General features: G+C 68.9%; 27 protein-coding genes. 13 read left to right on the top strand and 14 right to left on the bottom strand.

Annotation, left to right across the window (positions count from 1 at the left end):
* Nucleotides 1–44: 44 nt before the first annotated feature.
* Entirely contained in the window at nucleotides 45–314 is a 270-nt protein-coding gene (locus tag EV653_RS20730; protein WP_134106630.1) for a DUF3017 domain-containing protein, read from the bottom strand.
* A 37-nt stretch (nucleotides 315–351) separates the two neighbouring features.
* Nucleotides 352–1209 carry a bifunctional methylenetetrahydrofolate dehydrogenase/methenyltetrahydrofolate cyclohydrolase gene (locus EV653_RS20725; RefSeq protein WP_134105379.1) on the bottom strand — a complete coding sequence of 286 codons (858 nt, stop codon included), beginning with the start codon at nucleotides 1207–1209 and terminating at the stop codon, nucleotides 352–354.
* Nucleotides 1210–1445: 236 nt separating this feature from the next.
* On the opposite strand from EV653_RS20725, the gene EV653_RS20720 reads away from it, so the two are divergent.
* Nucleotides 1446–2432, top strand: a complete 987-nt coding sequence (locus EV653_RS20720; RefSeq protein ID WP_134105378.1) for a pirin family protein — start codon at nucleotides 1446–1448, stop codon at nucleotides 2430–2432.
* Nucleotides 2433–2493: 61 nt separating this feature from the next.
* Complete coding sequence (locus EV653_RS20715; protein WP_202871759.1) at nucleotides 2494–3435, top strand: hypothetical protein; 942 nt, start codon at nucleotides 2494–2496, stop codon at nucleotides 3433–3435.
* A 4-nt stretch (nucleotides 3436–3439) separates the two neighbouring features.
* Here EV653_RS20715 and EV653_RS20710 read toward each other — a convergent pair whose 3' ends face one another.
* Nucleotides 3440–3751, bottom strand: a complete 312-nt coding sequence (locus tag EV653_RS20710) for a cupin domain-containing protein (protein ID WP_134105377.1) — start codon at nucleotides 3749–3751, stop codon at nucleotides 3440–3442.
* A 71-nt stretch (nucleotides 3752–3822) separates the two neighbouring features.
* On the opposite strand from EV653_RS20710, the gene EV653_RS20705 reads away from it, so the two are divergent.
* Nucleotides 3823–4743, top strand: coding sequence for a helix-turn-helix domain-containing protein (locus tag EV653_RS20705; RefSeq protein WP_134105376.1), 921 nt, complete (start codon nucleotides 3823–3825; stop codon nucleotides 4741–4743).
* Here EV653_RS20705 and EV653_RS20700 read toward each other — a convergent pair.
* Together EV653_RS20700 and EV653_RS20695 are read right to left on the bottom strand one after the other, a co-directional pair.
* A complete protein-coding gene (locus EV653_RS20700) occupies nucleotides 4731–5372 on the bottom strand; it encodes a phosphotransferase (RefSeq protein WP_134105375.1) in 642 nt (213 codons plus the stop codon). The two genes, EV653_RS20705 and EV653_RS20700, sit on opposite strands and share 13 nt — an antisense overlap.
* The gene (locus tag EV653_RS20695) at nucleotides 5373–6647 is read right to left on the bottom strand and encodes a glycoside hydrolase family 18 protein (protein WP_134105374.1); all 1275 of its coding nucleotides are present in this window, start codon (nucleotides 6645–6647) and stop codon (nucleotides 5373–5375) included. It abuts the gene before it with no gap.
* Between the two features lie 110 nt (nucleotides 6648–6757).
* Between EV653_RS20695 and EV653_RS20690 the strand changes: the two genes are divergently transcribed.
* From EV653_RS20690 to EV653_RS20675, 4 genes are all read left to right on the top strand, one after another.
* Nucleotides 6758–7987 carry a M48 family metallopeptidase gene (locus EV653_RS20690; RefSeq protein ID WP_134105373.1) on the top strand — a complete coding sequence of 410 codons (1230 nt, stop codon included), beginning with the start codon at nucleotides 6758–6760 and terminating at the stop codon, nucleotides 7985–7987.
* 56 nt (nucleotides 7988–8043) lie between these two features.
* Nucleotides 8044–8754 carry a transporter substrate-binding domain-containing protein gene (locus EV653_RS20685; protein ID WP_134105372.1) on the top strand — a complete coding sequence of 237 codons (711 nt, stop codon included), beginning with the start codon at nucleotides 8044–8046 and terminating at the stop codon, nucleotides 8752–8754.
* A 108-nt stretch (nucleotides 8755–8862) separates the two neighbouring features.
* On the top strand, nucleotides 8863–11529 hold the full coding sequence (locus EV653_RS20680) for a S8 family serine peptidase (protein WP_134105371.1): 2667 nt from the start codon (nucleotides 8863–8865) through the stop codon (nucleotides 11527–11529).
* Nucleotides 11496–12098: a hypothetical protein gene (locus EV653_RS20675; protein ID WP_134105370.1), complete on the top strand. Its 603-nt coding sequence runs from the start codon at nucleotides 11496–11498 to the stop codon at nucleotides 12096–12098. Before EV653_RS20680 ends, EV653_RS20675 begins: the two co-directional genes overlap by 34 nt.
* A 60-nt stretch (nucleotides 12099–12158) precedes the next feature.
* Here the strand turns inward: EV653_RS20675 and EV653_RS20670 are convergent, their stop codons facing one another.
* The gene (locus EV653_RS20670; RefSeq protein ID WP_134105369.1) at nucleotides 12159–13151 is read right to left on the bottom strand and encodes a malate dehydrogenase; all 993 of its coding nucleotides are present in this window, start codon (nucleotides 13149–13151) and stop codon (nucleotides 12159–12161) included.
* A 187-nt stretch (nucleotides 13152–13338) separates the two neighbouring features.
* Between EV653_RS20670 and EV653_RS20665 the strand changes: the two genes are divergently transcribed.
* Both EV653_RS20665 and EV653_RS20660 read left to right on the top strand, forming a co-directional pair.
* Nucleotides 13339–14175 carry a glycerophosphodiester phosphodiesterase family protein gene (locus EV653_RS20665; RefSeq protein WP_134105368.1) on the top strand — a complete coding sequence of 279 codons (837 nt, stop codon included), beginning with the start codon at nucleotides 13339–13341 and terminating at the stop codon, nucleotides 14173–14175.
* 16 nt (nucleotides 14176–14191) lie between these two features.
* On the top strand, nucleotides 14192–14998 hold the full coding sequence (locus tag EV653_RS20660; RefSeq protein ID WP_134105367.1) for a spermidine synthase: 807 nt from the start codon (nucleotides 14192–14194) through the stop codon (nucleotides 14996–14998).
* Here the strand turns inward: EV653_RS20660 and EV653_RS20655 are convergent.
* Entirely contained in the window at nucleotides 14961–15563 is a 603-nt protein-coding gene (locus EV653_RS20655) for a helix-turn-helix domain-containing protein (protein WP_166679503.1), read from the bottom strand. The genes EV653_RS20660 and EV653_RS20655 overlap by 38 nt on opposite strands.
* Nucleotides 15564–15621: 58 nt before the next feature.
* Between EV653_RS20655 and EV653_RS20650 the strand changes: the two genes are divergently transcribed.
* Nucleotides 15622–16473, top strand: coding sequence for an MOSC domain-containing protein (locus EV653_RS20650; RefSeq protein WP_134105365.1), 852 nt, complete (start codon nucleotides 15622–15624; stop codon nucleotides 16471–16473).
* 32 nt (nucleotides 16474–16505) lie between these two features.
* Here the strand turns inward: EV653_RS20650 and EV653_RS20645 are convergent, their stop codons facing one another.
* Together EV653_RS20645 and EV653_RS20640 are read right to left on the bottom strand one after the other, a co-directional pair.
* Complete coding sequence (locus tag EV653_RS20645; protein ID WP_166679502.1) at nucleotides 16506–16976, bottom strand: lamin tail domain-containing protein; 471 nt, start codon at nucleotides 16974–16976, stop codon at nucleotides 16506–16508.
* Between the two features lie 113 nt (nucleotides 16977–17089).
* Nucleotides 17090–17851 (bottom strand): MBL fold metallo-hydrolase, encoded by a 762-nt coding sequence (locus EV653_RS20640; protein ID WP_134105363.1) that lies wholly within the window; start codon nucleotides 17849–17851, stop codon nucleotides 17090–17092.
* Between the two features lie 82 nt (nucleotides 17852–17933).
* On the opposite strand from EV653_RS20640, the gene EV653_RS20635 reads away from it, so the two are divergent.
* Nucleotides 17934–18896, top strand: coding sequence for a GlxA family transcriptional regulator (locus EV653_RS20635; RefSeq protein ID WP_238159922.1), 963 nt, complete (start codon nucleotides 17934–17936; stop codon nucleotides 18894–18896).
* Here the strand turns inward: EV653_RS20635 and EV653_RS20630 are convergent.
* Both EV653_RS20630 and EV653_RS42185 read right to left on the bottom strand, forming a co-directional pair.
* Nucleotides 18872–19132 carry a hypothetical protein gene (locus tag EV653_RS20630; RefSeq protein WP_134105362.1) on the bottom strand — a complete coding sequence of 87 codons (261 nt, stop codon included), beginning with the start codon at nucleotides 19130–19132 and terminating at the stop codon, nucleotides 18872–18874. The two genes, EV653_RS20635 and EV653_RS20630, sit on opposite strands and share 25 nt — an antisense overlap.
* Before the next feature lie 75 nt (nucleotides 19133–19207).
* Complete coding sequence (locus tag EV653_RS42185) at nucleotides 19208–19573, bottom strand: CAP domain-containing protein (RefSeq protein ID WP_238159921.1); 366 nt, start codon at nucleotides 19571–19573, stop codon at nucleotides 19208–19210.
* Between EV653_RS42185 and EV653_RS42180 the strand changes: the two genes are divergently transcribed.
* Complete coding sequence (locus tag EV653_RS42180) at nucleotides 19572–19958, top strand: hypothetical protein (protein ID WP_238159920.1); 387 nt, start codon at nucleotides 19572–19574, stop codon at nucleotides 19956–19958. The two genes, EV653_RS42185 and EV653_RS42180, sit on opposite strands and share 2 nt — an antisense overlap.
* A 28-nt stretch (nucleotides 19959–19986) precedes the next feature.
* On the opposite strand, the gene EV653_RS41255 is transcribed toward EV653_RS42180, so the two are convergent.
* Nucleotides 19987–20604 carry a hypothetical protein gene (locus EV653_RS41255; RefSeq protein WP_166679450.1) on the bottom strand — a complete coding sequence of 206 codons (618 nt, stop codon included), beginning with the start codon at nucleotides 20602–20604 and terminating at the stop codon, nucleotides 19987–19989.
* A gap of 215 nt (nucleotides 20605–20819) precedes the next feature.
* Between EV653_RS41255 and EV653_RS41250 the strand changes: the two genes are divergently transcribed.
* The gene (locus tag EV653_RS41250; RefSeq protein ID WP_166679449.1) at nucleotides 20820–21062 is read left to right on the top strand and encodes a hypothetical protein; all 243 of its coding nucleotides are present in this window, start codon (nucleotides 20820–20822) and stop codon (nucleotides 21060–21062) included.
* A 545-nt stretch (nucleotides 21063–21607) separates the two neighbouring features.
* Here the strand turns inward: EV653_RS41250 and EV653_RS20620 are convergent.
* Nucleotides 21608–22588 carry a CAP domain-containing protein gene (locus EV653_RS20620; protein WP_134105361.1) on the bottom strand — a complete coding sequence of 327 codons (981 nt, stop codon included), beginning with the start codon at nucleotides 22586–22588 and terminating at the stop codon, nucleotides 21608–21610.
* 196 nt (nucleotides 22589–22784) lie between these two features.
* Nucleotides 22785–23603 (bottom strand): CAP domain-containing protein, encoded by an 819-nt coding sequence (locus EV653_RS20615; protein WP_134105360.1) that lies wholly within the window; start codon nucleotides 23601–23603, stop codon nucleotides 22785–22787.
* Nucleotides 23604–23662 lie beyond the last annotated feature (59 nt).

Genomic DNA, 23662 nt, shown 5'->3' with positions numbered 1-23662 from the left:
TGTATGCCGATCGCGGCTACCAGCAGGTCGGGCAGGGCCATAGGTCAGTTCGGGATGATGAGGCCGAGTACGGCGATGGCTGCCGCGGTGAGCAGGAGGAACGTCGTGTCGAACATCCGGCTGCGGACGTGGAGCAGGCCCGCGGCGGTGTCGGTGAGGGCGGCGCGGAGGAGGCCGGCCAAGCCGACCGCGCCGGCGAAGATGAGTACGCCGTTGCGCCAGTCGTAGAACCACAGCACCACCAGGCCGGTGAGAGCGGCCAGGAGTGACAACGCTAGCGGCCACTGGCTGCGCCGCTGGGCCTCTCCTGCCATCAGCACGTCACTCTCACCTTCAGCGCAGGTCCGGTGGTCACTGGGGCAGGCTCGCTTCGGCGGCTTCGACGACGTTGGTGAGGAGCATGGCCCGCGTCATCGGGCCGATACCGCCGGGCATCGGGGCGATCCAGGACGCCTGCTCGCGGGCGGCGGGCTCGATGTCGCCGACGATCTTGCCCTCGGCGTTGCGGCTGGTGCCGACGTCGAGCAGTACGGCGCCGGGCTTGACCATGTCGGCGGTGATCAGGCCGGCGGACCCGGCCGCGGCGATCACGATGTCGCCGGTGCGGACCACCGCGGCGAGGTCCTTCGTGCCGGTGTGGCACTGCGTGACGGTCGCGTTCTCGCTCCGCCGGGTGAAGAGCAGGCCCATCGGACGCCCCGCGGTCACCCCACGCCCGACGACGACCACGTGGGCCCCGGCGATCGGTACGTCGTACCGCCGCAGGATCTCCACGCAGCCCTTCGGCGTGCACGGGAGCGGACCGTCCTGGCCGAGGACGAGCTTGCCGAGGCTCATCGGGTGCAGGCCGTCGGCGTCCTTCACGGGATCGATCAGCTCGAGGATCGCGTTGGTGTCGACGTGCTTCGGGAGCGGGAGCTGGACGATGAAGCCCGTGCACTCCGGATTCTCGTTGAGCTCGCGGACCTTCGCGGCGATCTCGTCCTGGGTCGCGGTGTCGGGCAGTTCGACCTGGATCGAGGAGATCCCCACCGCTGCGCAGTCGCGGTGCTTGCCGGCGACGTACGCGCGGCTGCCCGGGTCGTCACCCACCAGAATCGTGCCGAGCCCGGGCACCACGCCCTGCTCGGCCAGCTTCGCGACCCGGACCTTCAGCTCGTCCTTGATCGCCGCCGCCGTCGCCTTGCCATCCAGAATCTGAGCTGTCACGCCACCAGAGTCTGCCATGCGCCCACACCACCCGAACGTCCGCCACTGACCAACCCGCTCCCGAGCCTCGTGCCGAGCGTGATTGCGCCGGCCGTCGGAGTGATCGGCGGACTTGGTCAGTGGCGCAGGTTCGGGCGGACCGGCTGGAAGGTTCCTGTGAGCCGGGAATGCACCCGCTCTTGCCGTGGTTCGGGCAGGTAGTTTATTCTTGAACTATCAACCAGCGAGGAGCCATCATGCCCGCCGTGACCGTCAGTGACATCACCGTCCTGCCCCGCATCACCCAGCCGGACCCGGCGGTCGCGCACGAGCGCCCGGTGAAGTCGGTGACGTCCGCTCCGAGCGGCTACGAGGGTGAGGGCTTCCCGGTGCGGCGCGCGTTCGCCGGCGTCGACCTCCGCGACCTGGATCCCTTCATCCACATGGACCAGATGGGTGAGGTCGAGTACGCGCCGGGCGAGCCGAAGGGCACCCCGTGGCACCCGCACCGCGGCTTCGAGACCGTCACGTACATGCTCGACGGGATCATGGAGCACCAGGACTCCAACGGCGGTGGCGGCATCATCTCCAACGGCGACACCCAGTGGATGACGGCAGGTAGCGGCCTGCTGCACATCGAGACCCCGCCGGAGCACCTGGTGCTGAGCGGCGGCCTGTTCCACGGCATCCAGCTCTGGGTGAACCTGCCGAAGGTCCAGAAGTGGGCCGCGCCGCGCTACCAGGACATCCGCGGCAGCGACGCTGCGCTGCTGTCCACGGCAGACGGCGGCGCCCTGATCCGCGTGATCGCCGGCTCGGTCGACGGCCACGAAGGCCCCGGCTCGACCCACACCCCGATCACGCTCGTACACGCGACCGTCAGCCCCGGCGCGGAGCTGGTGCTGCCGTGGCAGCCCGACTACAACGCGCTCGTCTACGTCCTCGCCGGTCAGGGCACGGTCGGCGCCGAACGGCGCCCGTTCCGCAAGGGCCAGCTCGCCGTCTTCGGCCCGGGTGACACGATCCGCACCCAGGCCGGTACGACGCAACCGCAGGCGGAGCCGAACCTCGACGTCCTCGTCATCGGCGGCCGCCCGATCCGCGAGCCGATCGCGATGGCCGGACCGTTCGTGATGAACACCCGCGCCGAGGTCATCCAGGCCTTCGAGGACTTCCAGGCCGGCAAGCTCGGCTCGATCCCCGCGGTCCACGGCGCGCCAACCGAACTGCGCAGTACCGACTAGTTGCTCTGGACGACCGGAAACCCTGGATCTACCTTCAAAACAAGGGGATTCAGGGGGTGTCATGTCCATCTTGAGGAAACTTGCGCTGATTGTGTCCGCGCTGGCACTGACGGTCGCCGCGGCCGCACCCTTCCCGGTGTCGATCCCGCTACCGACGGACTTCGCGCCGGAGGGGATCGCCACCGGTCCGCATCACACGTTCTACGTCGGATCGCTCACCAGCGGTGACATCTACCGCGGCAGCCTGCACAACGGAAAGGGCGCAGTGTTCGTCGACGCCCCGCCGGGCCGGGCGGCCGCGGGGATGAAGGTCGAGGCTTCCGTGCACCGGCTGTGGGTGGCGGGTGGCTTCACCGGCCACGCGTATGTCTACAGCACGCGGGACGGCTCGACGATCGCCGACCTCGTGCTCAGCACACCCGGTGACAGCCTGATCAACGACGTGATGATCACGCCGGCGGGCGCGTACTTCACCGACTCGTTCCACGCGGTGATCTACCTGGTTCCGATCGGGCCGGGGCACCGGATCGGGAAGCCGCGGACGATCCCGCTCAGCGGACCCGCCGCGGTGCTCGGGGACTTCCCGAACCTGAACGGCATCGCGGCGCCCAGCAACGGGCGGGTGCTGATCGTCGGCCAGTCGTCGCGTGCCGAGCTGTATCTGGTCGATCCGTGCACCGGCGCGAGCCGAAGGATCTCGCTCACCGGCGGCGCGCTCACTCCAGGTACGCCGGACGGCATCCTCCTGGAGGGCCGGACGCTGTGGGTGGTGCAGAACTTCGCCAACCAGCTCGTCAAGATCCAGCTCAGCCCGGACCTGAGGAGGGGCCGGATCGTTGCCACGGTCACCAATGCGCTGTTCCGGGTCCCGACGGCGGTCGGCGCGGACGGTCACCGGCTCGCGTTGGTCAATGCCCGCTTCGACCTCGGCTTCCCGCCGCCGCTGGGCCCGGGCGCTCCGCCGGGGACCGACTTCAACGTCGTGCAACTCAACAAACCCTGATCGGCTAGCCCTCGGGGTAGAACAAGAACAACGTGCAGCCCTTCGCGGACTGCGGTACATGGGACGACCCGGCCGGGGCGTGGATGAACGAACCGGCCGGGTAGTCGCGGGTCCCGTCGTTGAACACGCCGTCGACGACGAACACCTCTTCCGGTCCCGGATCGTGTATGTCGATACCTTCCCAGCAGGAGCCCGGATCCATCTGCAGGACAAAGGCTTTCGCGACCTCGCCGGACCAGAGCGGTCGCAGCGTGATGCCGGGGAAGAGTTCGCGGACCGGTGCGTCGTCGACGGACGCCCACTCGTAGTTCTGCATGGCTCTGATCCTCCGCTTTCCGAAGGTCGGGACCCAGTGTCTGGATAGTCCTGATCAGGTACTTTCTTGCCATGCACCGGGTTGTCGCTCTGGTCAGCGCACCGCAGGCGAGCTTCGAGCTCGGCTGCGCGGCGGCCGTGTTCCGGGAGGCGCCGTACCGGTTCGGTGTGTGCACCGCGGAGCCGGGGCCGGTCCGCACGACCGAGGGTTTCGACATGGTGGTCACGTCCGGTCTGCGAGCGCTGGAACGCGCGGACACGATCGTTGTACCGGGTTGGCTGCCGATCAATCGCGAGCCGAGCGCCCGGGTGCTGCGAGCACTCACGCGTGCGCATCGGCGGGGAGCTCGTCTGGTGAGCATCTGCTCGGGCGCCTACGCGCTCGCCGCGACCGGGCTGCTCGACGCGCGCCGGGTCGCGACGCATTGGCGGTACGCCGATGAGCTGCAACGCCGGTTCCCCGCGGTACACGTAGATCCGGACGTGCTGTACATCGATCACGGTGACGTAGCGACGAGTGGCGGGTCGGGGACCGGGATCGATCTGTGTCTGCAACTGGTGCGACGCGATCACGGTGCTGCTCATGCGGCACGGGTCGCGAGGCGGATGGTGATGCCGCCGCATCGCGAAGGCGGCCAGACGCAGTACCGCACTGAGGACCAAGCGCCGGTCGAGTCGTTGGGCGAGCTCCTCGACTGGGCAACCCATCACCTTGCCGAGCCGCTCACGCTCCAGGACCTCGCCGGCCAGGCCAACGTTTCACCGCGAACGCTTGCACGGCGGTTCACCGACCAGCTCGGCATGGCACCCGGCCAGTGGCTGCTCGCCCAACGAATCGCCAGAACCCGTGTCCTGCTGGAGGAAACGGACCTCCCGGTCGAGACGATTGCCGCCAAGGTCGGCCTGTCGTCGGCGACCAATCTCCGCAGGCGTTTCAAAACCGCCCTGCAGACGACCCCGAGCGCCTACCGCCGGGCGTATCAGGGCATGTAGTCGCCGGTGTCGTCGAGCGTGATGTAGTGCTCGATGCGCGGGTCGTCCGGATCCCCGCCGTACAACTCGACGAAGCGCCGCGCCGCAGGCAGGCCGCCGTACTGCGGATTGCGGCCGCCGCGGAGGCTCTTGAACATCAGGGCGAGGTCCAGGTAGCGGTCGCCGGTGCCGAGGCGGCCGAGGTCGAGGATGCCGCAGAAGCGCAGGGTGTCGGGGTCGATGAAGACGTTGGGGGCGCAATAGTCCCCGTGCGTGACGGCGTCTCCGGAGCCAGGAAAGGGTGACGGGAACGGGCAGCCGGACAGCTGGTCGAGCGCGCGCAGTCCGTCGGCCATCGCGGCCAGGACCGCGGGGCGGTCGGCCGCCGGCCAGTCATCGGACGCATCGCGGCCGGCCAGCTCCGTGGTCAGCAGCCAATTGTTGCCGCGGTCAACGAGCTGGGGGCACGGGAAGCCGGTCCCGTTGAGCCAGGCCAACCGGTCGGCCTCAAGGCCGGCGCCAGGACCGGCCTTGTAGTAGAGGTGGTTGGGCCCACGAGCGAGTCGGACGACGGTCGCGCCCGAGCATCCGCCGACGACCGGTTCGGCGCTGGTCGCGCCGAACCGGTCCTGAAGAGCATTCAGATCCACTCAGCGTAGGTTACGGTGCAACGCCGAGATCAGCTCCCCATTTGAATCGCCGTCGAGGGACCAGATCATCGCGCCGCCCAGGTCGCGGTGCGAGATGTACTTCGCCTTGCGGGCCATCTCGACCGGGTCGTCCCAGGTCCAGAACGTCGTACCGTCGAACAGCCAGGCGAATCCGGCGCGGTTGTCGCGGTAGACCGTGTAGTCGGACAGATGAGCCTTGAGCAGGCCGTAGTCCTCGGTGCCTGCCTCGTACGTCGCGGGCGCCGGTCCGGTCGACGGCTGGAACAGACCGTGATTCGCGTTCGTCACGCCTGTCCAGCCGTGGGAGTAGAACGGCACGCCCATCACCAGTTGGTCGCGCGGTGCGCCGCGGGACAGGTACGCGTCGATCGTGACCTGCGAGCTGAACTCCGGTGTGGTCGGATCGCCCTTCGGCCCGTCGATCGCCGACTGCTGGTTGGTGAGGGTCTCCCACGGGCCGTGGTAGTCGTACCCCTGCGTCGTACCGAAGGTCAGGTCCTTGAACAGCTTGCGGACCTCGAAGCCCTTGTCGATCATCGTCGGGTTCGCGGGCAGGAACGCGGTCAGGTTGTACTTGCCGGGCCGCCCGGACAGTTTGTCGAGCTGCTTGCGGTACTCGTGCACCAGCGCGGTGAAGTTCTGCTTGTCCTCGGGCCGGATCACGTTGCCCGGGTTGCCCTCACTGGCCGGCCATTCCCAGTCGAGGTCGACACCGTCGAAGATGCCCTTCGCTGCGCCTGCGGGGAGGCCGGGCAGGTTGCCCTTCAGCCACATGTCCAGGCACGACTTCACGTGCGCGGCCCGCGAGGCCGGCGTGAGCGCTGCGTCGGAGAAGTGCGCCGAGCCGGTCCAGCCGCCGAGCGAGATGCTGATCCGGAGCTTCGGGTACATCTTCTTCAGCTCTTTGAACTGGTTGAGGTTGCCGTTGAGCACCTGACCGGGCTGGTCGGCCTGGCCGTTCACGCTCTGCTCGGCGGTGAACGGTCGCTGGTAGTCGGCCCATGCGTCACTGGGGATGCAGTTCCCCTGGGCGTCGACGAAGCCGAACGCGTAGTTGATCTGGGTCAGCCGGGCCGCGGCCCCGGTCTTCACCAGATCGCTGACCAGGTAGTTCCGGGCGTACCCACTCCAGTTGGTGTAGTACCCCACTACTCGCTTGTCACTGTGGTCACCGTGGGCCTCCGCAGGCACGGCGACAATCGTTGGCACGACCATCGCAGCCGCCACCAGCAGCCCCACACTCCGACGCTTCATTGCACCCCCATCGGATGAGTTGATGCGCACACAGTAGGACCGCCCACCGACTTACACAATGTCTCTGCAAAAAACTCTTGATGCCCCCTGCCAAGCCGCATTCTTGCGCTGTGGAAAGTTTGGTGGGGTGCCCGGACTGCGGGCGGGAACTTCCGGGGGATCGGCGGTACGCCGTCTGGTGCCAGCACTGCAGCTGGAACCTGGACGCGCCACCTGTGGAAGCGAGTCGTGAGGTCGAGCGAGAGAGCAAGCTGGCCGACGCACTGATCAGCGGGCGGACCCCCGGCCCGGAGCGCTCGGTCGGCGCTTTTCTCCTGTCGTTGCCGGTCCTGCTGGTGCCGCTGCCGAGTCTGCTTGGTGGGTTGGCCCTGCTCGGGTTCTACCGGCCGCTGCTGTTCGCCGCGCCGTTCGCGGCGATCCTCTTCGTCATCACGGCGATCTTCCGCCCCCGCCTCAACCGTCTGCCCGGCAACGCCCAGGCGGTGACGAGACAACAAGCTCCGCAGCTGTACGACGTCCTCGACCGACTCGCCGGACAGACCGGTACCGCGAAACTCGAGAGCGTCGTCGTCACCACCGACACCCGGATCGCCATCGACCGCATCGGTTGGCGGTATCGCCGGGTACTGCGACTCGGCCTGCCGGCCCGGGCCGTGCTCAACCCACAGGAGCGCTACGCGGTCCTCGCGCACGCCATGTACGACGACCAGCGCGGCATGCACGATCGCGTGCTCGGTGCGGCCGAGCACATCCTCGACGAGCTCGCCGCGACCGTGCAGCCGGGAGCACTCGACTCAGCCGGCAACGGGAAGCTCAAGTCGTCGGAGGGAGTGGTCGTCCTGGTCGGGCAGGGGAGTGACGACCAGGTTCTGCACAGCCGGCTCGTGCAGATCGCCGACGCCGTTCTCGGGCCGCCGATCCGCGGGTACCGGCGGCTGCTACGCAGGCTCGACCTCTCCGGCCGGCAGCGGCGCGAGTACCGGATCGACCGCCGGATCGCCGAACTCGTCGGCTCGGAACCGACCGCGCGGTCGCTGGAGCGCCTGCTGCTCGCCGATACCGGCTACCGGGCGCTCGAACGCGCCATCCGCCGCGGCCCGATCAGTGATCCGCTCGACGTCCTGCGTCGTACCGCGGCGGAGATCCCGGACCACGAGCTGGTCCGGGTGATCCGGTTGGATCAGGCGGAGAACGGCCGTACGGACGCCGACCACCCGCGGACCTGGCAGCGCACGCGGCTGCTCCGCGCGAACCCGACACCGACGACCAGCGTGTTCGCGCCGTCGAAGGACGACGAACTGACCGCGGCTGCCCGCGCCGCCGTCAGGGACTATGACTGACGGGATCCGTCAATCGATCGACGGCCGGGGTATAGGGCACGGATAAGGTCGCGGGTATGACGACTGTGCAGGCGGATCTCGCGCCGACCGGTGTACTGCGAGCCTCCATCAACCTCGGCAACCCGGTGCTGGCGAACGGTACGCCGGACGCGCCCGGCGGCGTGACGGTGGACATCGCGCGGGAGCTCGCGAAACGCCTCGACCTGCCCTTGCAGCTGGTGTGTTTCGACGCGGCGCGGAAGTCGTTCCAGGCGATGACGAACGGGCAGGCGGACATCTGCTTCCTCGCGATCGACCCGGCCCGCGCGGAGGAGGTCGCCTTCACCGCGCCGTACGTCGTCATCGAGGGTGTGTACGCCGTGCCGCGGGATTCACCGCTCACCACGATCGCCGAGGTCGACACCGACGGCGTGCGGATCGGGGTGAAGCAAGGCTCGGCGTACGACCTCTACCTGACCAGAACGTTGCAGAAGGCAACGGTTGTCCGCGGTGCGGAGGGCGTCGACGTGTTCCGGGCCGAAGGGCTCGAGGCGGCGGCCGGGATCCGCCAGCCGATCACGGCGTACGTCGCCGAGCATCCCGACCTCCGCCTGATCGACGAGCGGTTCATGCAGATCCAACAGGCTCTCGGCACGTCGAGGTCGAAGCACCCCGACACCGTCGCCTACCTCCACGAAGTGATCGAGGACCTCAAGGCTTCCGGTTTCATCGCCGCCTCCCTGGCCACCTCCGGCCAGCCGGACGCGACCGTCGCTCCACCTGCCTGATCGCGTTGACCGTTATCGGGCCTTATCCGTTGGGCTGAGTACGCAACCCCGGGGATCGGTTGTCGCGTTTACATCCGTGCGCAGACAACCGATTTCTGGGGAGGCCCTGTGAAATTCACGCGCAGAGGAACGCCTGCGATCGCCGTACTGGCGGTTGCGGGTCTGGTCGCCGGGCTGGGAGGAACCGCTCACGCGGTCCCGTCCGGGCCGGCGGCCGCCGCCCGTTCCGCGTCGGGTAAGGACGTCAGCGTCACGCTGATCACCGGCGACCGGGTCGTCCTGCCCGGCGGTGACCTGACCAAGGCGACGATCGAACCGGGAGCGGGCCGGCAGCACGTCGGCTTCACGACGTACCGGACCAAGGATCATTCGTACGTGATCCCGGCCGACGTCACGAAGGCGGTCGGCGATGGGAAGATCGACCGCCGGCTCTTCGATGTCGCCGAGCTGGTCAGGGACAAGTACGACGACGCCTCGACGAGCACGATCCCGGTGCTGACGACGTACGCCGGGACCGCGAAGCGTGCCGTGCCGGCCGGGACGAGGGTCACCCGCCAGTTGCCGTCGATCGGCGGTGCGGCGATGAAGGTGAACAAGGCGGATGCCAAGACATTCATGAGCTCCGGCGGATTCACCAAGCTGTGGCTGGACGGCAAGCGGAAGGTGCTGCTGGACCAGTCCGTGCCGCAGATCGGTGGACCGGTCGCGTGGGCGGCCGGGTACACCGGCGAGAGTGTGTCGGTCGCTGTGCTCGACACCGGCATCGACGCGACCCATCCCGACCTCGCGACGCAGGTCGTGGGGGAGAAGAACTTCACCACCGAGTCCGCCGACGATCTGGTCGGTCACGGCACGCATGTCGCGTCGACGATCGCCGGCACCGGCGCTGCCTCGGACGGGAAATACAAAGGCGTGGCGCCCGACGCCCGGATCTACGACGGCAAGGTCTGTGAGGTCTGGGGCTGCGATGAGTCGGCGATCCTCGCCGGCATGGACTGGGCCGCGAACGACGTCAAGGCGAAGATCGTCAACCTGAGCCTCGGCGGTCCGGACACCCCGGACCTCGACCCGCTCGAGGAGGCGGTGAACCGGCTGACCGCACAGACAGGCACGCTGTTTGTTGTTGCTGCTGGCAACGAAGGGCCGAGTGACGGGACGATCGCCTCACCGGGCAGCGCGGATGCGGCGCTGACCGTCGGCAACGTGACCAAGCAGGACCAGCTCAACCTGCAATCCAGCCGGGGCCCGCGGATCGGTGACAGTGCGGTGAAGCCGGACGTGACCGCGCCCGGTACGGACATCGTCGCGGCCAAGTCGAAGGACTCGTCGATCGGCGAGCCGGTCGGCGACAAGTACCTGCGGCTGTCGGGTACGTCGATGGCGACGCCGCACACCGCCGGCGCGGCCGCGATCCTGCTGCAGGAGCACCCGTCCTGGACGCCGGCCGAGTTGAAGGCCGCGCTGATGGGTTCGGCGAAGGTTGCCGCGGATCAGACGTCCTTCCAGCAAGGCGCCGGGCGGATCGACCTGACGACGGCGATCAAGCTGAGCGTGGTTTCCGAGCCCGGCAGCGTGTCGTTCGGCAAAGCGTCGTACCCGCACACCGACGACGAGCCGGTCACCCGTGAGGTGACCTACCGCAACCTCGGCGACGCGGCCGTCACGTTGTCCCTGTCGTCGGTGCTGAACGGCCCCGACGGTACGGCAGCCCCCACCGGCGCGCTGAAGCTGAGCGCCGACTCGGTGACCGTTCCGGCCGGCGGTACGGCGTCCGTGCAGGCGACGTCGGACACCAGCCTCGGCGGCGCGGACGGCCTGTACGGCGGTCGCATCACCGCCACCGGCGGCGGCCAGACGGTCGTCGTACCAGTGGGTGTGGACAAGGAAACTCCGACCTACACGCTCACCGTCAAGCTGATCAAGCCGAACGGCGCTCCGGACCCGGACTACCCGGTGTCCGTCACGGGCGTCGACAACGGTGAGAACGACCTGGTTTCACCGGACGAGACCGGCACGGTGACGCTCAGGCTGGCGCAGGGCGAGTACGTGCTCAACCAGTTCCAGGAGTTCGAGCGCGGGACGGAGGACTGGATCTTCTTCACGCTGCTTGCCCCGAGCGTGAAGCTCACCGCGGACCAGACGGTCGTCCTCGACGCGCGGAAGGCGAAGCCGGTGACCACCTCGGTGCCGAAGGCCGACGCGGTGCAGGCCAACTCCGACATCGGGTTCGACCGGAAGATCAAGGACGGCGTGTACACGTACTCCGCCGGCGGATTCCTGTCGGGGAGGATGTTCACCTACAACGCCGGTCCGAAGCTCCCCGCGTCCGAGCTGACCGGGCACGTCATGTCCCAATGGGGTGTGCCCGGCGCCGACGGGCTCTTCACGAACACGCCGTACCTGTACGGGATCGCGAACTTCCAGCCCGGCGACTTCCCGACCGGGTTCGACCGCAAGGTGAAGCAATCCGATCTCGCGACCGTCGACAGTACGGTCAACGCCACCGCCGAGGCACGGGTCTTCAAGATGCTGTTCCCGGTCGGGCCGACCGGGGACGGCGGCTGGGCGAGAGTCATCCGGCTCGACGTGCCGCGGACGATCCGCTACTACCTGGACCAGACGCCGTACGGCTGGTCCGGCAGCACCGAGGAGGACACCGACGGTTCGGACGTGCCGTTCGGGAAGTGGCAGCTCGAGGGCAAACCGGTGATCTACAAGGCCGGGCAGCACTACCAGGAGCGGTGGAACGCCGCGGTGTGTTCGTGCCGTCGGTGAACGCCGCCAAGCGGTCCGCGGAGGAGCTGATCGTTTACCTGAAGACGCTCACCGACGCGGACGGTCACACCGGCTCCATCGACGGCAAGTCCGGGAGTACGACGCTCTACCGGGACGGGACCGCGGTCGGCGGCTCCGACCGGTTCGGCTTCGTCGACGCGACCGGCCTGCCGGCGGGCAAGGCGTCGTACAAGCTGGTCACGACCGGCACGCAGGAGGTCTGGCCGTTCTCGACGCGGATGGATGTCGAGGCGACGTTCACCTCATCGGCGGACCAGCCGGGTGTCGCGATCTACACCGTCGGCTATCAGCCGGAGGTGGACGGCAACAACACGATGGCGCGCAAGCCGGTCACCGTGCTGCCGTTCACGGTGCAGGGCACAGTGAGGCAGGTGAAGATCCAGTACTCCGATGACGGCGGAGTGACCTGGAAGCAGGCACCGGTTGCCGGTGGCAAGGCGATCTTCCCGACGCCTGCCGGCAAGACGATCTCGTTGCGTTCGACCGCGACGGACGCGGCCGGGAACAATACGACGCAGACGGTGATCGCCGCGTACAGCATGCGGTGAGAACAGGCGAAGGCCCCCGGGACGACGTCCCGGGGGCCTTCTGTGTGCTGCGGGGCGTGATCAGCCGATCAGGCCGAGGGCCTTCACCGCGTCGCGCTCCTCGCCGAGTTCGGCGACCGAGGCGTCGATCTTGCCGCGGGAGAAGTCGTTGATCTCCAGGCCCTGCACGATCTCCCAGTTGCCGTCCTTGACGGTCACCGGGAACGACGAGATCAGGCCCTCCGCGACGCCGTACGAACCGTCGGAGACGACTGCCATCGACAGCCAGTCACCGTCGGCCGAACCGGCCAGCCAGTCGCGGGTGTGGTCGATGGTGGCGGCCGCGGCGGAGGCGGCCGAGGACGCGCCCCGCGCCTCGATGATCGCGGCGCCGCGCTTCTGCACGGTCGGGAGGAAGTCGTTCTCCAGCCAGGCCTGGTCGTTGACAACCTCGGCCGCGTTCTTGCCGGCCACCTCGGCGTGGAAGATGTCCGGGTACTGCGTCGCGGAGTGGTTGCCCCAGATCGTCAGCTTCTTCAGGTCGGTGACGTGCACGCCGGTCTTCTTGGCCAGCTGCGCCAGCGCCCGGTTGTGGTCGAGCCGGGTCAGCGCGGAGAACCGCTCGGCCGGGATGTCCGGTGCGTTGCTCTTCGCGATCAGCGCGTTCGTGTTCGCCGGGTTGCCGGTGACGGTGATCCGGACGTCGTCGGCGGCATGGTCGTTGAGCGCCTTGCCCTGGACGGTGAAGATCGCGCCGTTGGCCTCGAGCAGGTCACCGCGCTCCATCCCCTTGGTCCGCGGCCGCGCACCCACCAGCAGCGCGACGTTGACACCGTCGAAGACCACGTTCGGGTCGTCGCCGATCTCGATCCCGGCCAGCGCCGGGAAGGCGGAGTCCTCGAGCTCCATCACGACGCCCTCGAGTGCCTTCAGCGCCGGGGTGATCTCGAGCAGCCGCAGCTCCACCGGGGTGTCCGGCCCGAGCAGGGCCCCGCTCGCGATCCGGAACAGCAGGCTGTATCCGATATTCCCCGCGGCCCCGGTAACGGCCACCTTCACCGGTGTAGTGCTCACGACACGCTCCTAGAAACTCATTGATGGTGTGCTTCGGACGCTAGCAAGCCCGGCGGCCGGTACCAACGCTGGGGGCGACCGAATAGCTCACATCCCAATACATCATTCACTGACCGCTCATCCGGCGTACGTCGAGGAGCCGACACCGTGCCCGAGAGTGGCGCAAAGTCCCTGATGTACCGCGCGGATGGGCGCCGACTACATCGAGCCTGACCTGGTCACCACCAAGGACCGCGTGCTGGTCACCCGGCACGAGCCCGAGATCGGCGGTACGACGGACGTCGCGAATCACCCGGAGTTCGCCGGCCGCAAGAAGACCAAGCTGCTCGACGGGGTCGCCACCACCGGCTGGTTCACCGAAGACTTCACGCTGGCCGAGCTCAAGACGCTGCGCGCCAAGGAGCGGATCCCGGCGGTCCGCCAGCACAACTCGGTCTTCGACGGGCACTACCAGATCCCGACCTTCCAGGAAGTGATCGACCTCAGCAAGCGCCTGTCGAAGGAGCTCGGCCGCCCGATCGGCATCTACCCCGAGACCAAGCACCCGACGTACTTCCGGCAGCAGGGCCTGCCGCTCGAGCCGGAGCTGATCAAGACCCTGAACCGCAACGGCCTGAACCGGCCGGACGCCAAGGTCTTCGTGCAGTCCTTCGAGGTGTCGAACCTGAAGGCGCTGGACAAGCAGCTCCGGGTCCCGCTGGTCCAGCTGACCAGCTCGGCCGGTGCGCCGTACGCCGACGGTGTCGGGCCGAGCAAGGACCAGATCATCCCGCTCGACGCGGCCGGCAAGCTGGGCAAGCCGACCAGCCTCGTCGCGGACGCGCACAAGGCCGGCCTGGTCGTGCACCCGTACACGTTCCGGGTCGAGAACACCTTCCTGCCTGCCGACTTCGACAGCTCGGCCGTCGCGAGCGACTCGGGCAACCTGTTCGCCGAGATCGCGGCGTACCGCAAGACCGGGATCGACGGGCTGTTCACCGACAACACCGACATCGCGGTGGCCGAGGAGAAGGAAGCTCGCTGACTGGAATGATGGGCGGGTGGAACGGCGGACGGCCTCGGGGCTGGCGAGTGTGGAAGCGCAGCACGACGGCACGTTCGTACTGCGGATCGACGGGTCGCCGCAGTCGCAGGTCGATCTGGCTGATCCCACCCACCTGCCGTTCGAGTACATGCGCCGGATCGGCGACGTCGTGGACGCGCTCGCGCCACGACGTCAGCCGGTCGCGGTCCTGCACGTCGGCGGGGCCGCGCTGAGCATCCCGCGGTACGTCGCCGTCACGCGACCGCGGTCCCGGCAGATCGTGCTCGAGCCGGACGAGGACCTGACCGAGTTCGTCCGCGAGGCGCTTCCGCTGCCGAAGCGGACGGGCATCAAGGTGCGGCCGGTCACGGGCCGGGCCGGGATCGGCGAGGTGTACGACGACTCGATGGACGTGGTGATCCTGGACGCGTTCGAGCATGAGGCCGTGCCGGCGAATCTGGTGACCGCGGAGTTCTTCGCCGAGTGCGCCCGGGTGCTGCGACCGACCGGCGTACTCGTGGCGAATCTGATCGATGGGAAGGCCGGGTTGCCCTTCATCCGGCGTACCGCGGCGACCGTGCGGGCCGCGATCGGGGCCGGAGTGGTGCTCGCGGAGCGGAAGATCCTGCGTGGCAAGGGATTCGGCAACGTCATCATGGTCGCGTCGCGGCAGCCCGTTCCCGAGCTGACGGATGCCGGGCGGCGCGCCCAACCGCCGTACGACGTGATGCCGCTCGACGAGCTGGCCGGGAAGGCCGCTCCGCTCACCGACGCGGAAGGCTACGTCACGCCGCAGGCGCCGCCCTCAGCCTTCCGGAGCTGAGCCGCTCTCGAGCGACACCGAGCCGCTCCTGGCTTGCGCTGAGCCTTTCCCGGGCGGCGCCGAGCTGCTCCGGGCCGGGGCTGAGGCGCTGGACGGCGTCGGCTACCGCTGCTCGCTCGGCCGGCGTTGCGCCGACCGAGCGGACCAGGTGATCGAGCCGGTCCGGCCTCGCCAGGCGGGAGCCTCGCAACCATGCCTGGATCGTGGTCCGCGGGATACCCGTCTCCTGCTCCAGCGCTCGCAACGACCGCGGCCGGACGAGCGCTGCGACAGCAGCACCCAGGTTCTCCAGGTCCTCGGCGCTCTCCAGCAACCCGACGATGTCGCGCGGATCGCGGCTTGCTTCCTCCCACCGCCGGCGCCAGACCGGCAGCAGGTCGGCGGGCACACCGCACCCGGTCAGGAACGCGTGGGCGACCTCCCACGTCGGCAGCTGCTTGCCGCTCGTCGCGCGGATCAGGTGTGGATGGGAGTAGTGCGCGCGGTCCGCCAGTTGCCGGTAGCTCAGCCCGGCGTGACGTCGTACCCGCTGCAACGCACCCGCGAATGACTCGACATCCTCCACGTGTTCAAACATAACTCAACACGTTTCAACAGAGCAAGCGACAGTTACGCTGGACCACGTGACTGTCGCGAAGGTTGCCGCCCTGGCCTACTACCCGGTGAAAGGCCTCGCCGGGATCCCCGTCGAATCAGCTGAGGTCGGTCCGACCGGCCTCGTGAACGACCGGCTGTTCATGCTCGTCGAGCCGGACGGCAGCTTCCTCAGCCAACGCAAGCTCCCCGCAATGGCGACCCTCCGCGCCGAGCCGGCCGGCGACCGGCTCCGGCTGGCCGCCCCCGATGCGCCCGATCTCGAGCTGGCGATCCAGTACGACGGCAAGCGGCGCGACGTCAGCCTGTTCGGCAAGTGGTTCGGCCAGGGCGTCGTCCAGGACCCGGCCGCGGACGAATGGTTCACGGCCCGCCTCGGTACACCGGCCGCGCTCGTCCGCGTCACACCTGAACACGAACGGCCCGGCTGGGGCGCGCATCGCGGCCTCACCGGGTACGGCGACGCGCACGCGCTGATGATCACGTCGCTGTCGTCACTCGACGGCCTCAATGCGCGCATCGTCGAGCACGGCGGCGACGCAATTCCGATGAATCGCTTCCGGCCGAACATCGTCGTGTCCGGCTGGCCGGAGCCGCACACCGAGGACAAGGTCTTGCGGATGGCGGCCGGCGCGGTCGAGATCGGCTACTCGGCGCGAGGCATCCGGTGTGCGGTTCCGACCGTCGATCAGGGGACCGGCGCCAAGTCCGGTCCGGAGCCGACGAGAACGCTGGCGACGTACCGGCGCGAACCGGCGTACGGCGGTGGCGTCAGCTTCGGCGTGAAGGCCGCAGTACTTGCCGGAGGCGCCATTCGGGTCGGCGACGAGATCGCCGTCCGGGAGTGGATCCCGGACGGCACCGATCCGGCTCAGGACTAGGGCGCGGCTCCCGGCCCCACGCGAGCCACGCCCTAGCAGCCGACCCGCGAGCGGCCGGTGACGGCCTTGTAGGTGCAGGTGTCGAACGTCTTCCCGGCCGGGGTCTGGAAGCGGGCGGTGTCGCCGGTGTTGTTCCAGACGTACCAGCTCTGGTTCCAGTACAGCGTCAGCGCCCGGTTGCGGTTCTTGCCGGTGCGAACGATGACCGTCGACCGGCCCGGCAGGACGTAGCCGCGCGGGAACACGAACACGTGGTTGGCCACGTCCGCGACCCGGAAGCCCGACAGGTTGATCGGCCGGGTGCTGATGTTGCGGACAGTGAAGAACTCGTTGTTGATCTGGGCGTTGGTGCGGACGTCCGCGCCCGGCGGGTCGTACTGGATCCCGCTGAGTACGGCGGTGATCGCCGCGTCGGCCGTCAGCGGCGCGAGGACCGCCGTACCGGCCAGCACCACCGCGGCCGTCGCGGCGGAAAAGAGCGTGCGGAAGCGTCGTACGAACACTGGAATTTCCCCTTCGGCAGTGGGCCGATCTCCCCCCGGCCCGGTGAACACAGCTGCCGGTTCCCCCCGGCGGTCGCACACGCTAGTCGTTACGCTCCGTGCTCGTCAAGGGCTCAACCAACGGGTGTCGCGACCCCGTGCTCGAGCACCTTCAAGCGATCCTCCAGCCCGGCCTCCCGGAACGCGGAGACGAGCTGATCGGGCCCCTCGGTGAAGTGCGCCCAGCCCTCGGTGTGGACCGGGACGATCGTCGCCGTACCGAGCAGTCGCGCTGCCTGCACCGCGTCGGCGGAGGTCAGCGTGAGGTTGGCTCCATCGAGGAGCGCGGTCCGTGCGGCGCCCGCGAACAGGACCGCGACATCGATCGGCTGGAAGCGGTCGGCGATCTCTTTCACCAGACCGAGCGACGCGTTGTCGCCGGCGACGTACACGGTTTGCAGTCCTTCGCCCTGCAGGACGAACCCGGTCACGACGCCGAGCACCTTCTCAGCACCTTCTGGGCCGTGCAGCGCCGGTACGCCGGTCACCGTGATGACGCCGCCGTCCGGTCGGGGCAGGTCGACCGACTCCCAGTTCTCCAGGCCGCGGACGCCTTCGATCCGAGTGGCCGCGCCCGGGGTCGAAAGGACGGTCGGGATGGTCGCCAGCAGTGCGCGGCCGGCGTCGTCGAGGTTGTCCTTGTGCTCGTCGTGCGAGACGAGCGCGACATCGATCGGACCGAGCTTTTCGGCCGGGATCGCCGGTCCGATCAGCTTGGTCATCACCCGTCCCGGCAGCTGGTAATCGCGGGGTTCGTCGAAGGCGGGGTCGATCAGGAACGTCAGGCCACCGAGGTTCAGTACGGCGGTCGGGCCGCCGATGTGCGTGATCTCCATGACCACGATCCTCCGTCGCGGCGAGCCGTCCGGCCATTGGCCCGGGAGCCATAGTTACCGAAGATCGGGCCATACTGGTCCCATGCGTCCTATGCGTACTGTCGCGGTGCTCGCGTACGACGGGATGAGCCCGTTCCACCTGTCCGTCCCCTGCCTGGTGCTGGGCGAACGGCGCGGTCGGACGTCGCAGTACGACGTACTCGTCTGTGCTGAGACGCCGGGGTCGATGCGGACCAACGCGGGGTTCGGGATCAGCGTGGATCACGGGCTCGAGGTGATGGAGCGGGCCGATGTCGTCGTGCTACCGAGTTGGGAGCCCGGCCGGCAGGCGTCCGACGTACTGCTGGATGCAGTCCGGCGGGCGCATGCGCGCGGGGCGACCGTGGTGGGGTTGTGCATCGGGGCGTTCCTGGTGGCGGAGAGCGGGATCGCGGCGGGGCGCGAGGTGGTGACGCATTGGCGGTGGGCTGACGAATTGCGCGTACAGCATCCGGAGTTGGCTGTGCGCGCGGACGTGCTGTGGTCGGATCTCGGCGACGTGATCACCTCGGCCGGTACGGCGGCATCCCTCGACTGCTGTTTGCACCTGGTACGCGTGCATCACGGGGTCGAGGAGGCCGAGAAGGTTGCCCGCGACATCGTCGTGGCGCCGCATCGGAGCGGGTCGCAGGCGCAGTACATCCCGGTGCCAGTGCCGCCGGATCCGAGCGACGACGTGATCGAGAAGGCGATGGTGTGGGCGCGGGCGCGGCTCGATCAGCCCGTGTCGCTGGACGAGTGGGCCGGGGCGGTGGCGCTCTCGCGGCGTACGTTCACCCGGCAGTTCCGGGCGCGGACCGGGAGCTCGGGGCAGGCGTGGCTGCTGCGGCAACGGCTGGACCGGGCCCGGCTGTTGCTGGAGACAACCGATCTGCCGGTCGAACGGGTGGCGGCTTCGAGCGGGTTCGGGAGCAGCGATGCGTTGCGTCACCACTTCCACGCGCTACTGGGGACGACGCCGCAGCGGCATCGGCAGGAGTTCTACAGCAGCACGAGCAGGATGTAGACGACCGGCGCGGCGAAAGTGACGAGCAGGATCCAGGCCATCATCCGGTGCCCGGTCTTGCCGCGGTCGAGCGACGAGGCGAAGTACAGCACGGCGCCTTCCTCGGTGTGCCGGCTCAGCCCCATCCGCTTGGCCTCCTCCGGGCGCGGGTCGGGCCGCTCCTCCGCGAACGCGTCCGGATGAATCCCGTAGTGCGCCGGCCCGGCCGAATCCACGTCGTCACGCTCGGAGAACATCCAGCCTCCCGCAGGTTGGTGGACCAGGTCGCCCAACCATGATCACACCAACCAGCAGGATTCGTGCCGCAGTTACTACGAGAAGTCCGCCACCCAGGCGTACCGCGTCGGCTTCGAGCCGATGCACAAGCCGAGCAGGTTGATCGCCGTGCAGTGCGCGTACCCCTTGCGGCCGACGCCGAGAGTGGTCAGGCCGCAGTTCAGGATCGTGCTGCGGCTCTGGGCCATCATCTGGTCGTATGCCTGCTGCGCGCTCCAGTTGTCGCCGCCGGCGGTCGACTTCGAGGAGCCGCTGCTGTTCGTCGCGCCGGACTTGGCGCGGCTGCTGGCGTCCGAGCGGGCGCTGTCCGTCAGATCCGGGTCCTGCTCGAGCGGCTGACAGCCGCTGTTCTTGCGGGCGCTGTCGATCATGTCGAACAGTTGCGACTCGTTGGCGTCCATGCCGCCGTCGCGCGCCGGAGGGGGCGGCGGGGGCGGGGTCGTCGTCGGGGTCTGGGTCGGGCGGCTGGTGGAGACCGTGCGACCTGGTGAGGTCGGCGCGCTGGTTGCCTTCTCCGAGGTGGGGGAGTCGGTCGGCTCGGTAGTGCTCGGGGACTCCGACGGCACTGTGGTCGGGGAGGTGGAGTCCGTCGGCGTGTCTGTCGGGTTCGCCGTGGGACTGGTGGTCGGGGTGACCGTCGGCGAGCTTGTCGGCGTCGCCGTCGGCGTGACCGTCGGCCGCGTCGTCGGGGTCGCGACGGCAGCCTTGGTGGTCGGGGTGATGTACGTGTCGTCGGTCCGCGTGACGATCGGCACTGAAGCATCCGCGTCGTCGTTCTGCGGCTGATGCAACAAGATCCACGAGATCGGCGTAATCACCAGCAACACAGAAGCCACAGCAATAACCGACCGCCGCCCCCGAGCCCCCCGCTTCCCATCTCCAGCCCGCCGAGAACCCCGCCCGGGCCCAGTACCCCCCGGCCCCGAACTCCCACGCCCACCAGCAGCACCCGCACCGCCGGCACCACGACCAGCAGCACCGCGGGCAGCCCCAGCCGACCTATCACCGTCTGCACCAGCACCAGCCGAGCCCGCACCAGCCGAGCCCGCACCGGCTGACCGGAAGTCAGCACCACTCGCGGCCCCGAAGCCAGCAGCCCCAGCACCGGCAGCCCCGGCGTGGTCAGCGCGAACCGACCCAAACCCGGCAGCGCCGGTCGCGCCCGTCGAGCCGCCAGCAGCTGACCAGAGGTCAGCAGCACCTGGGGACCCGAAGCCAGCCGCGCTCGCGGCGTCAGCGCGAGCCGACCCAAACCCGGCAGCACCCGCGCCGGTCGCGGCAGTCGTGCCGGCAGCAGCTGACCGGAGGTCAGCAGCAGCGCCAGCAGCCCCGGCCGCGCTCGCGGAGTCAGCGTGCGCCGACCCGAAACCAGCAGCACCAGCGCCGGTCGCACCCGTCGATCCTGCACGAGCTGACCGGAGGTCAGCAGCACCTGCGGATCCGAAGCCCGCCGCGTCTGCGGCGTCAGAGCGCGCCGGCGTGCGGGTGGCTCGGGTGGTGCGGCCGGTGGCGGCGAGGGCGTCGGCGGCTGCTGCGGCTGGGGTGGGTTGGGACGGGGTCTCAGGGGTGCTTGTGGCTAGTGACGCCCAGTCGTCGGTGGCTTGGCGGGTGGACCAGGTGCCTGCGGTTTCGGCCAGGGTGGTGCGCTTGGTTGGTTCCGGGGTTTCCGCGCGACGGGCGGCGCGGCGGGCGCGGGTAGGGGCCTCGGGTTCTGCGCCGGCGATCGGCTGCGAAACCCACGACGGAGTACCAGCAGGACGCCGCCCGCCGGAGGACGCGTACGAGTCGCCGGAAGCGGCCGGCCTGTACGAGTCACCGGAAGCAGACGACCTGTACGAGTCACCGGAAGCAGCGGACCCGTACGAGTCGCCGGAAGCGGCTGAGCCGTAGGAGCCCGGCTCCTCGGCGGACGGGCGCGTGGGTAGGCCGGAGGTTGGGTTTTCGGGGGCGGTGTAGCTGGGGAGGGCGCCGCGGGGCGCGTACTGGGGGGTTGCGGGGCGGGACTGGTTGCTTCCGGCCCAGAACGGGTTTTCGTTGGAGGCACCAGCGTTTTGCGCCGTGGCCCAGAACGGGGACTCGTCGCTGGAGCGCGGCGCGTACCGCGGCGGTTCGGGTGGTGCGGGCGGGGTGGATTCCGCGGGCGGGGTGGACCGGTTGCCGGAGCGCGACGAGCGTGACGCGGCTCGGGTCGCCTTCCTGCGTGGTTTGTACCGGCCGTTTCCGGACTCGGACATCAGGTCGTTGTTCCTCTCAAAGTCGCGCCCCCAAGACGTGCCTCATCAGCCGTCTCACCGGAGCCCCCCAGGAACGTCCGGCGACATGACAAGGTCGGATCTACCCGCGGCGACCGGCCGTGAACCGGCCGGACATTGTGGGCCTGAGACAACGTCTCGCCCGCACTCGGTGATCTCCACACAATGACAACCACAACGGCCTCAGCTCCGGCCGAAGTCCTGGACCCAGCTGCCCGGTCCGTAGCTGGACTTGACCTGCCCCGGGTCGTAGCCGATGCCGATCCTGTTGAACCGGCAGTTGAGGATGTTCTTGCGGTGGCCGTCGCTCTGCATCCAGGCCGCGACCACCTTCTGGGCGCTGTCGTAGCCGGCCGCGATGTTCTCGCCCCAGCTCGACCCGCGGTACCCGGCAGCCGCCATCCGGTCGCCGGGGTCCTGACCGTCGGGGTTGGTGTGATCCATGTAGTGCCGCCGGACCATGTCCGACGCATGCTCCCCGGCCGCCTCGACGAGTGCGCTGTCCAGCCGGAGCGGACCGCAGCCCTGCTGCTGACGGATCTGGTTCGTGTAATCGAGGACCTGCCGCTCCTGCGTACTCGTGCCGCCACCACTCGGCGGTGGCGGAGGAGTGTCCGTCGGCTCGGTGGTCCGCGTCTTGGTCGGCTCCGGCGTCGTACTCGCGGTCTTCGTCGGGTACGTCGGCTTCGGCCGTCCGCCACCGCTGGTCGTCCGCGTACTGCCCGGCGAGCTCGGTGGAACGGTCACGGTCGTCACGCCGACCGTCGGAGCGGTCGGAGTCGTGAGTACGCCGGTGGGCGTGTCACTCGGCGTGCCGGGACTCGTCGGAGTCGCCGACGTGGACGACGAAGTCGCACCCGGACCGAGCGCCGGCGTACCGACGACGGCCGTGGTGGTGCGACCGTTCGGCAACGTCTTGGTGATCGTGACGAGCGGCGTACCGGCGTTGTCGCTCGATCCGCCGTCGATGCGAGTGTCCTCGGAGACGTTCAGGACCTTGGCAGCGCCGTCGGTCCGCGAGTGGTCGTGGGACATCAGCCAGACGACCGGGCCGATCGCGAGCAGCACCGACAACGCGCTGACGACAGGGGCGACCAGGCCACGGCTCCGCCGGGGAGCTCGTCTACTGCCGCGGTGCCGCCGGGGGGTAGGCGAATCCGTCATGGGATGGGCGAATCCTCTTCATTTTTCGTCGTACCGAGTGTCGCGTCGTTCCCCGTTGGTCCAGCCAGGTCCCCCCTGGTTACCGAACAGGAACCTTAACGGACCCGCGAGGTCATCGTTACAGGTCGGCGACGCCTCTTAACGATTCCCGAAGGTTCCCTGGGCAACGATTAACGAACAGGTCCTGACCCGCCGGTCATCCGCCGAAGTCCTGCACCCAGCTTCCGTTGCCCCAGTCCGGCTTCACCTGGCCGCTGTCGTACCCGATCCCGATCATCGTGTAGGTGCAGTTGAGGATGTTCGCGCGGTGGCCGGGGCTGTTCATCCAGCCGGTGACGACCGCGGACGGGCTCGAGTAGCCGACGGCAATGTTCTCGGCCATCGCACCGCCCGTGAACCCGGCCGCCTTCATCCGGTCGAACGGGCTGCGGCCGTCCAGGCTGTCGTGCGCGAAGTAGTGCTGGTCGACCATGTCGGCGGCGTGTCCCTCGGCGGCCTTGGTCAGCGCGCTGTTCATCCGCAGCGGTCCGCAGCCGGCCTTGGCCCGCTCCTGGTTGGTCAGGGCAAGCACCTGTGCCTCGGCTCCACCGCTGGGCTTGGTGGTTGCCGTCGGCCTCGGGGTCGCGGTGTGACTCGGCTTCGGCGTCGGCTTGGACGTCGTCTTCGTCGGCCTCGGAGTCGGCGTACGTGTGCTGCTCCGGCTCGGCGCCGTGGTCGACCGGGTCGGCTTCGGGGTCGGCGTCGTCGTGGTGGCGCGCGTCGGCGTGGGCGTGGGTGTCGGCGTCGTACGACGAGGGGTGTACGACGGGCTCGTCGTACGGGACGGAGTCGCCTTGGGGGCGTCGTCGCCGGCCGGCGCGACGGACGTGATCGGGCTCTCCTGGCTCGTCGGTTTGCTGCTACCGGTCTGACGTACGACGAACCACCCGACGCCGACCAGCAGGACCAGAGCAGACAGCGACGCGATGAGAGGACCGGCCACACCGCTACCAAGCGACCGTTTGTGGTTCGTCATGGTGAGCACCCTTGCCCAGGCGCGCGTTTACCGACCCTCTCGAGCCCCGCCCTTGACGA

The organism is Kribbella pratensis (assembly GCF_004365355.1).
GTDB lineage: Bacteria > Actinomycetota > Actinomycetes > Propionibacteriales > Kribbellaceae > Kribbella.
Note: the sequence above shows the minus strand (reverse complement) of the source record. Positions and strands in the feature narration are given on the sequence as shown.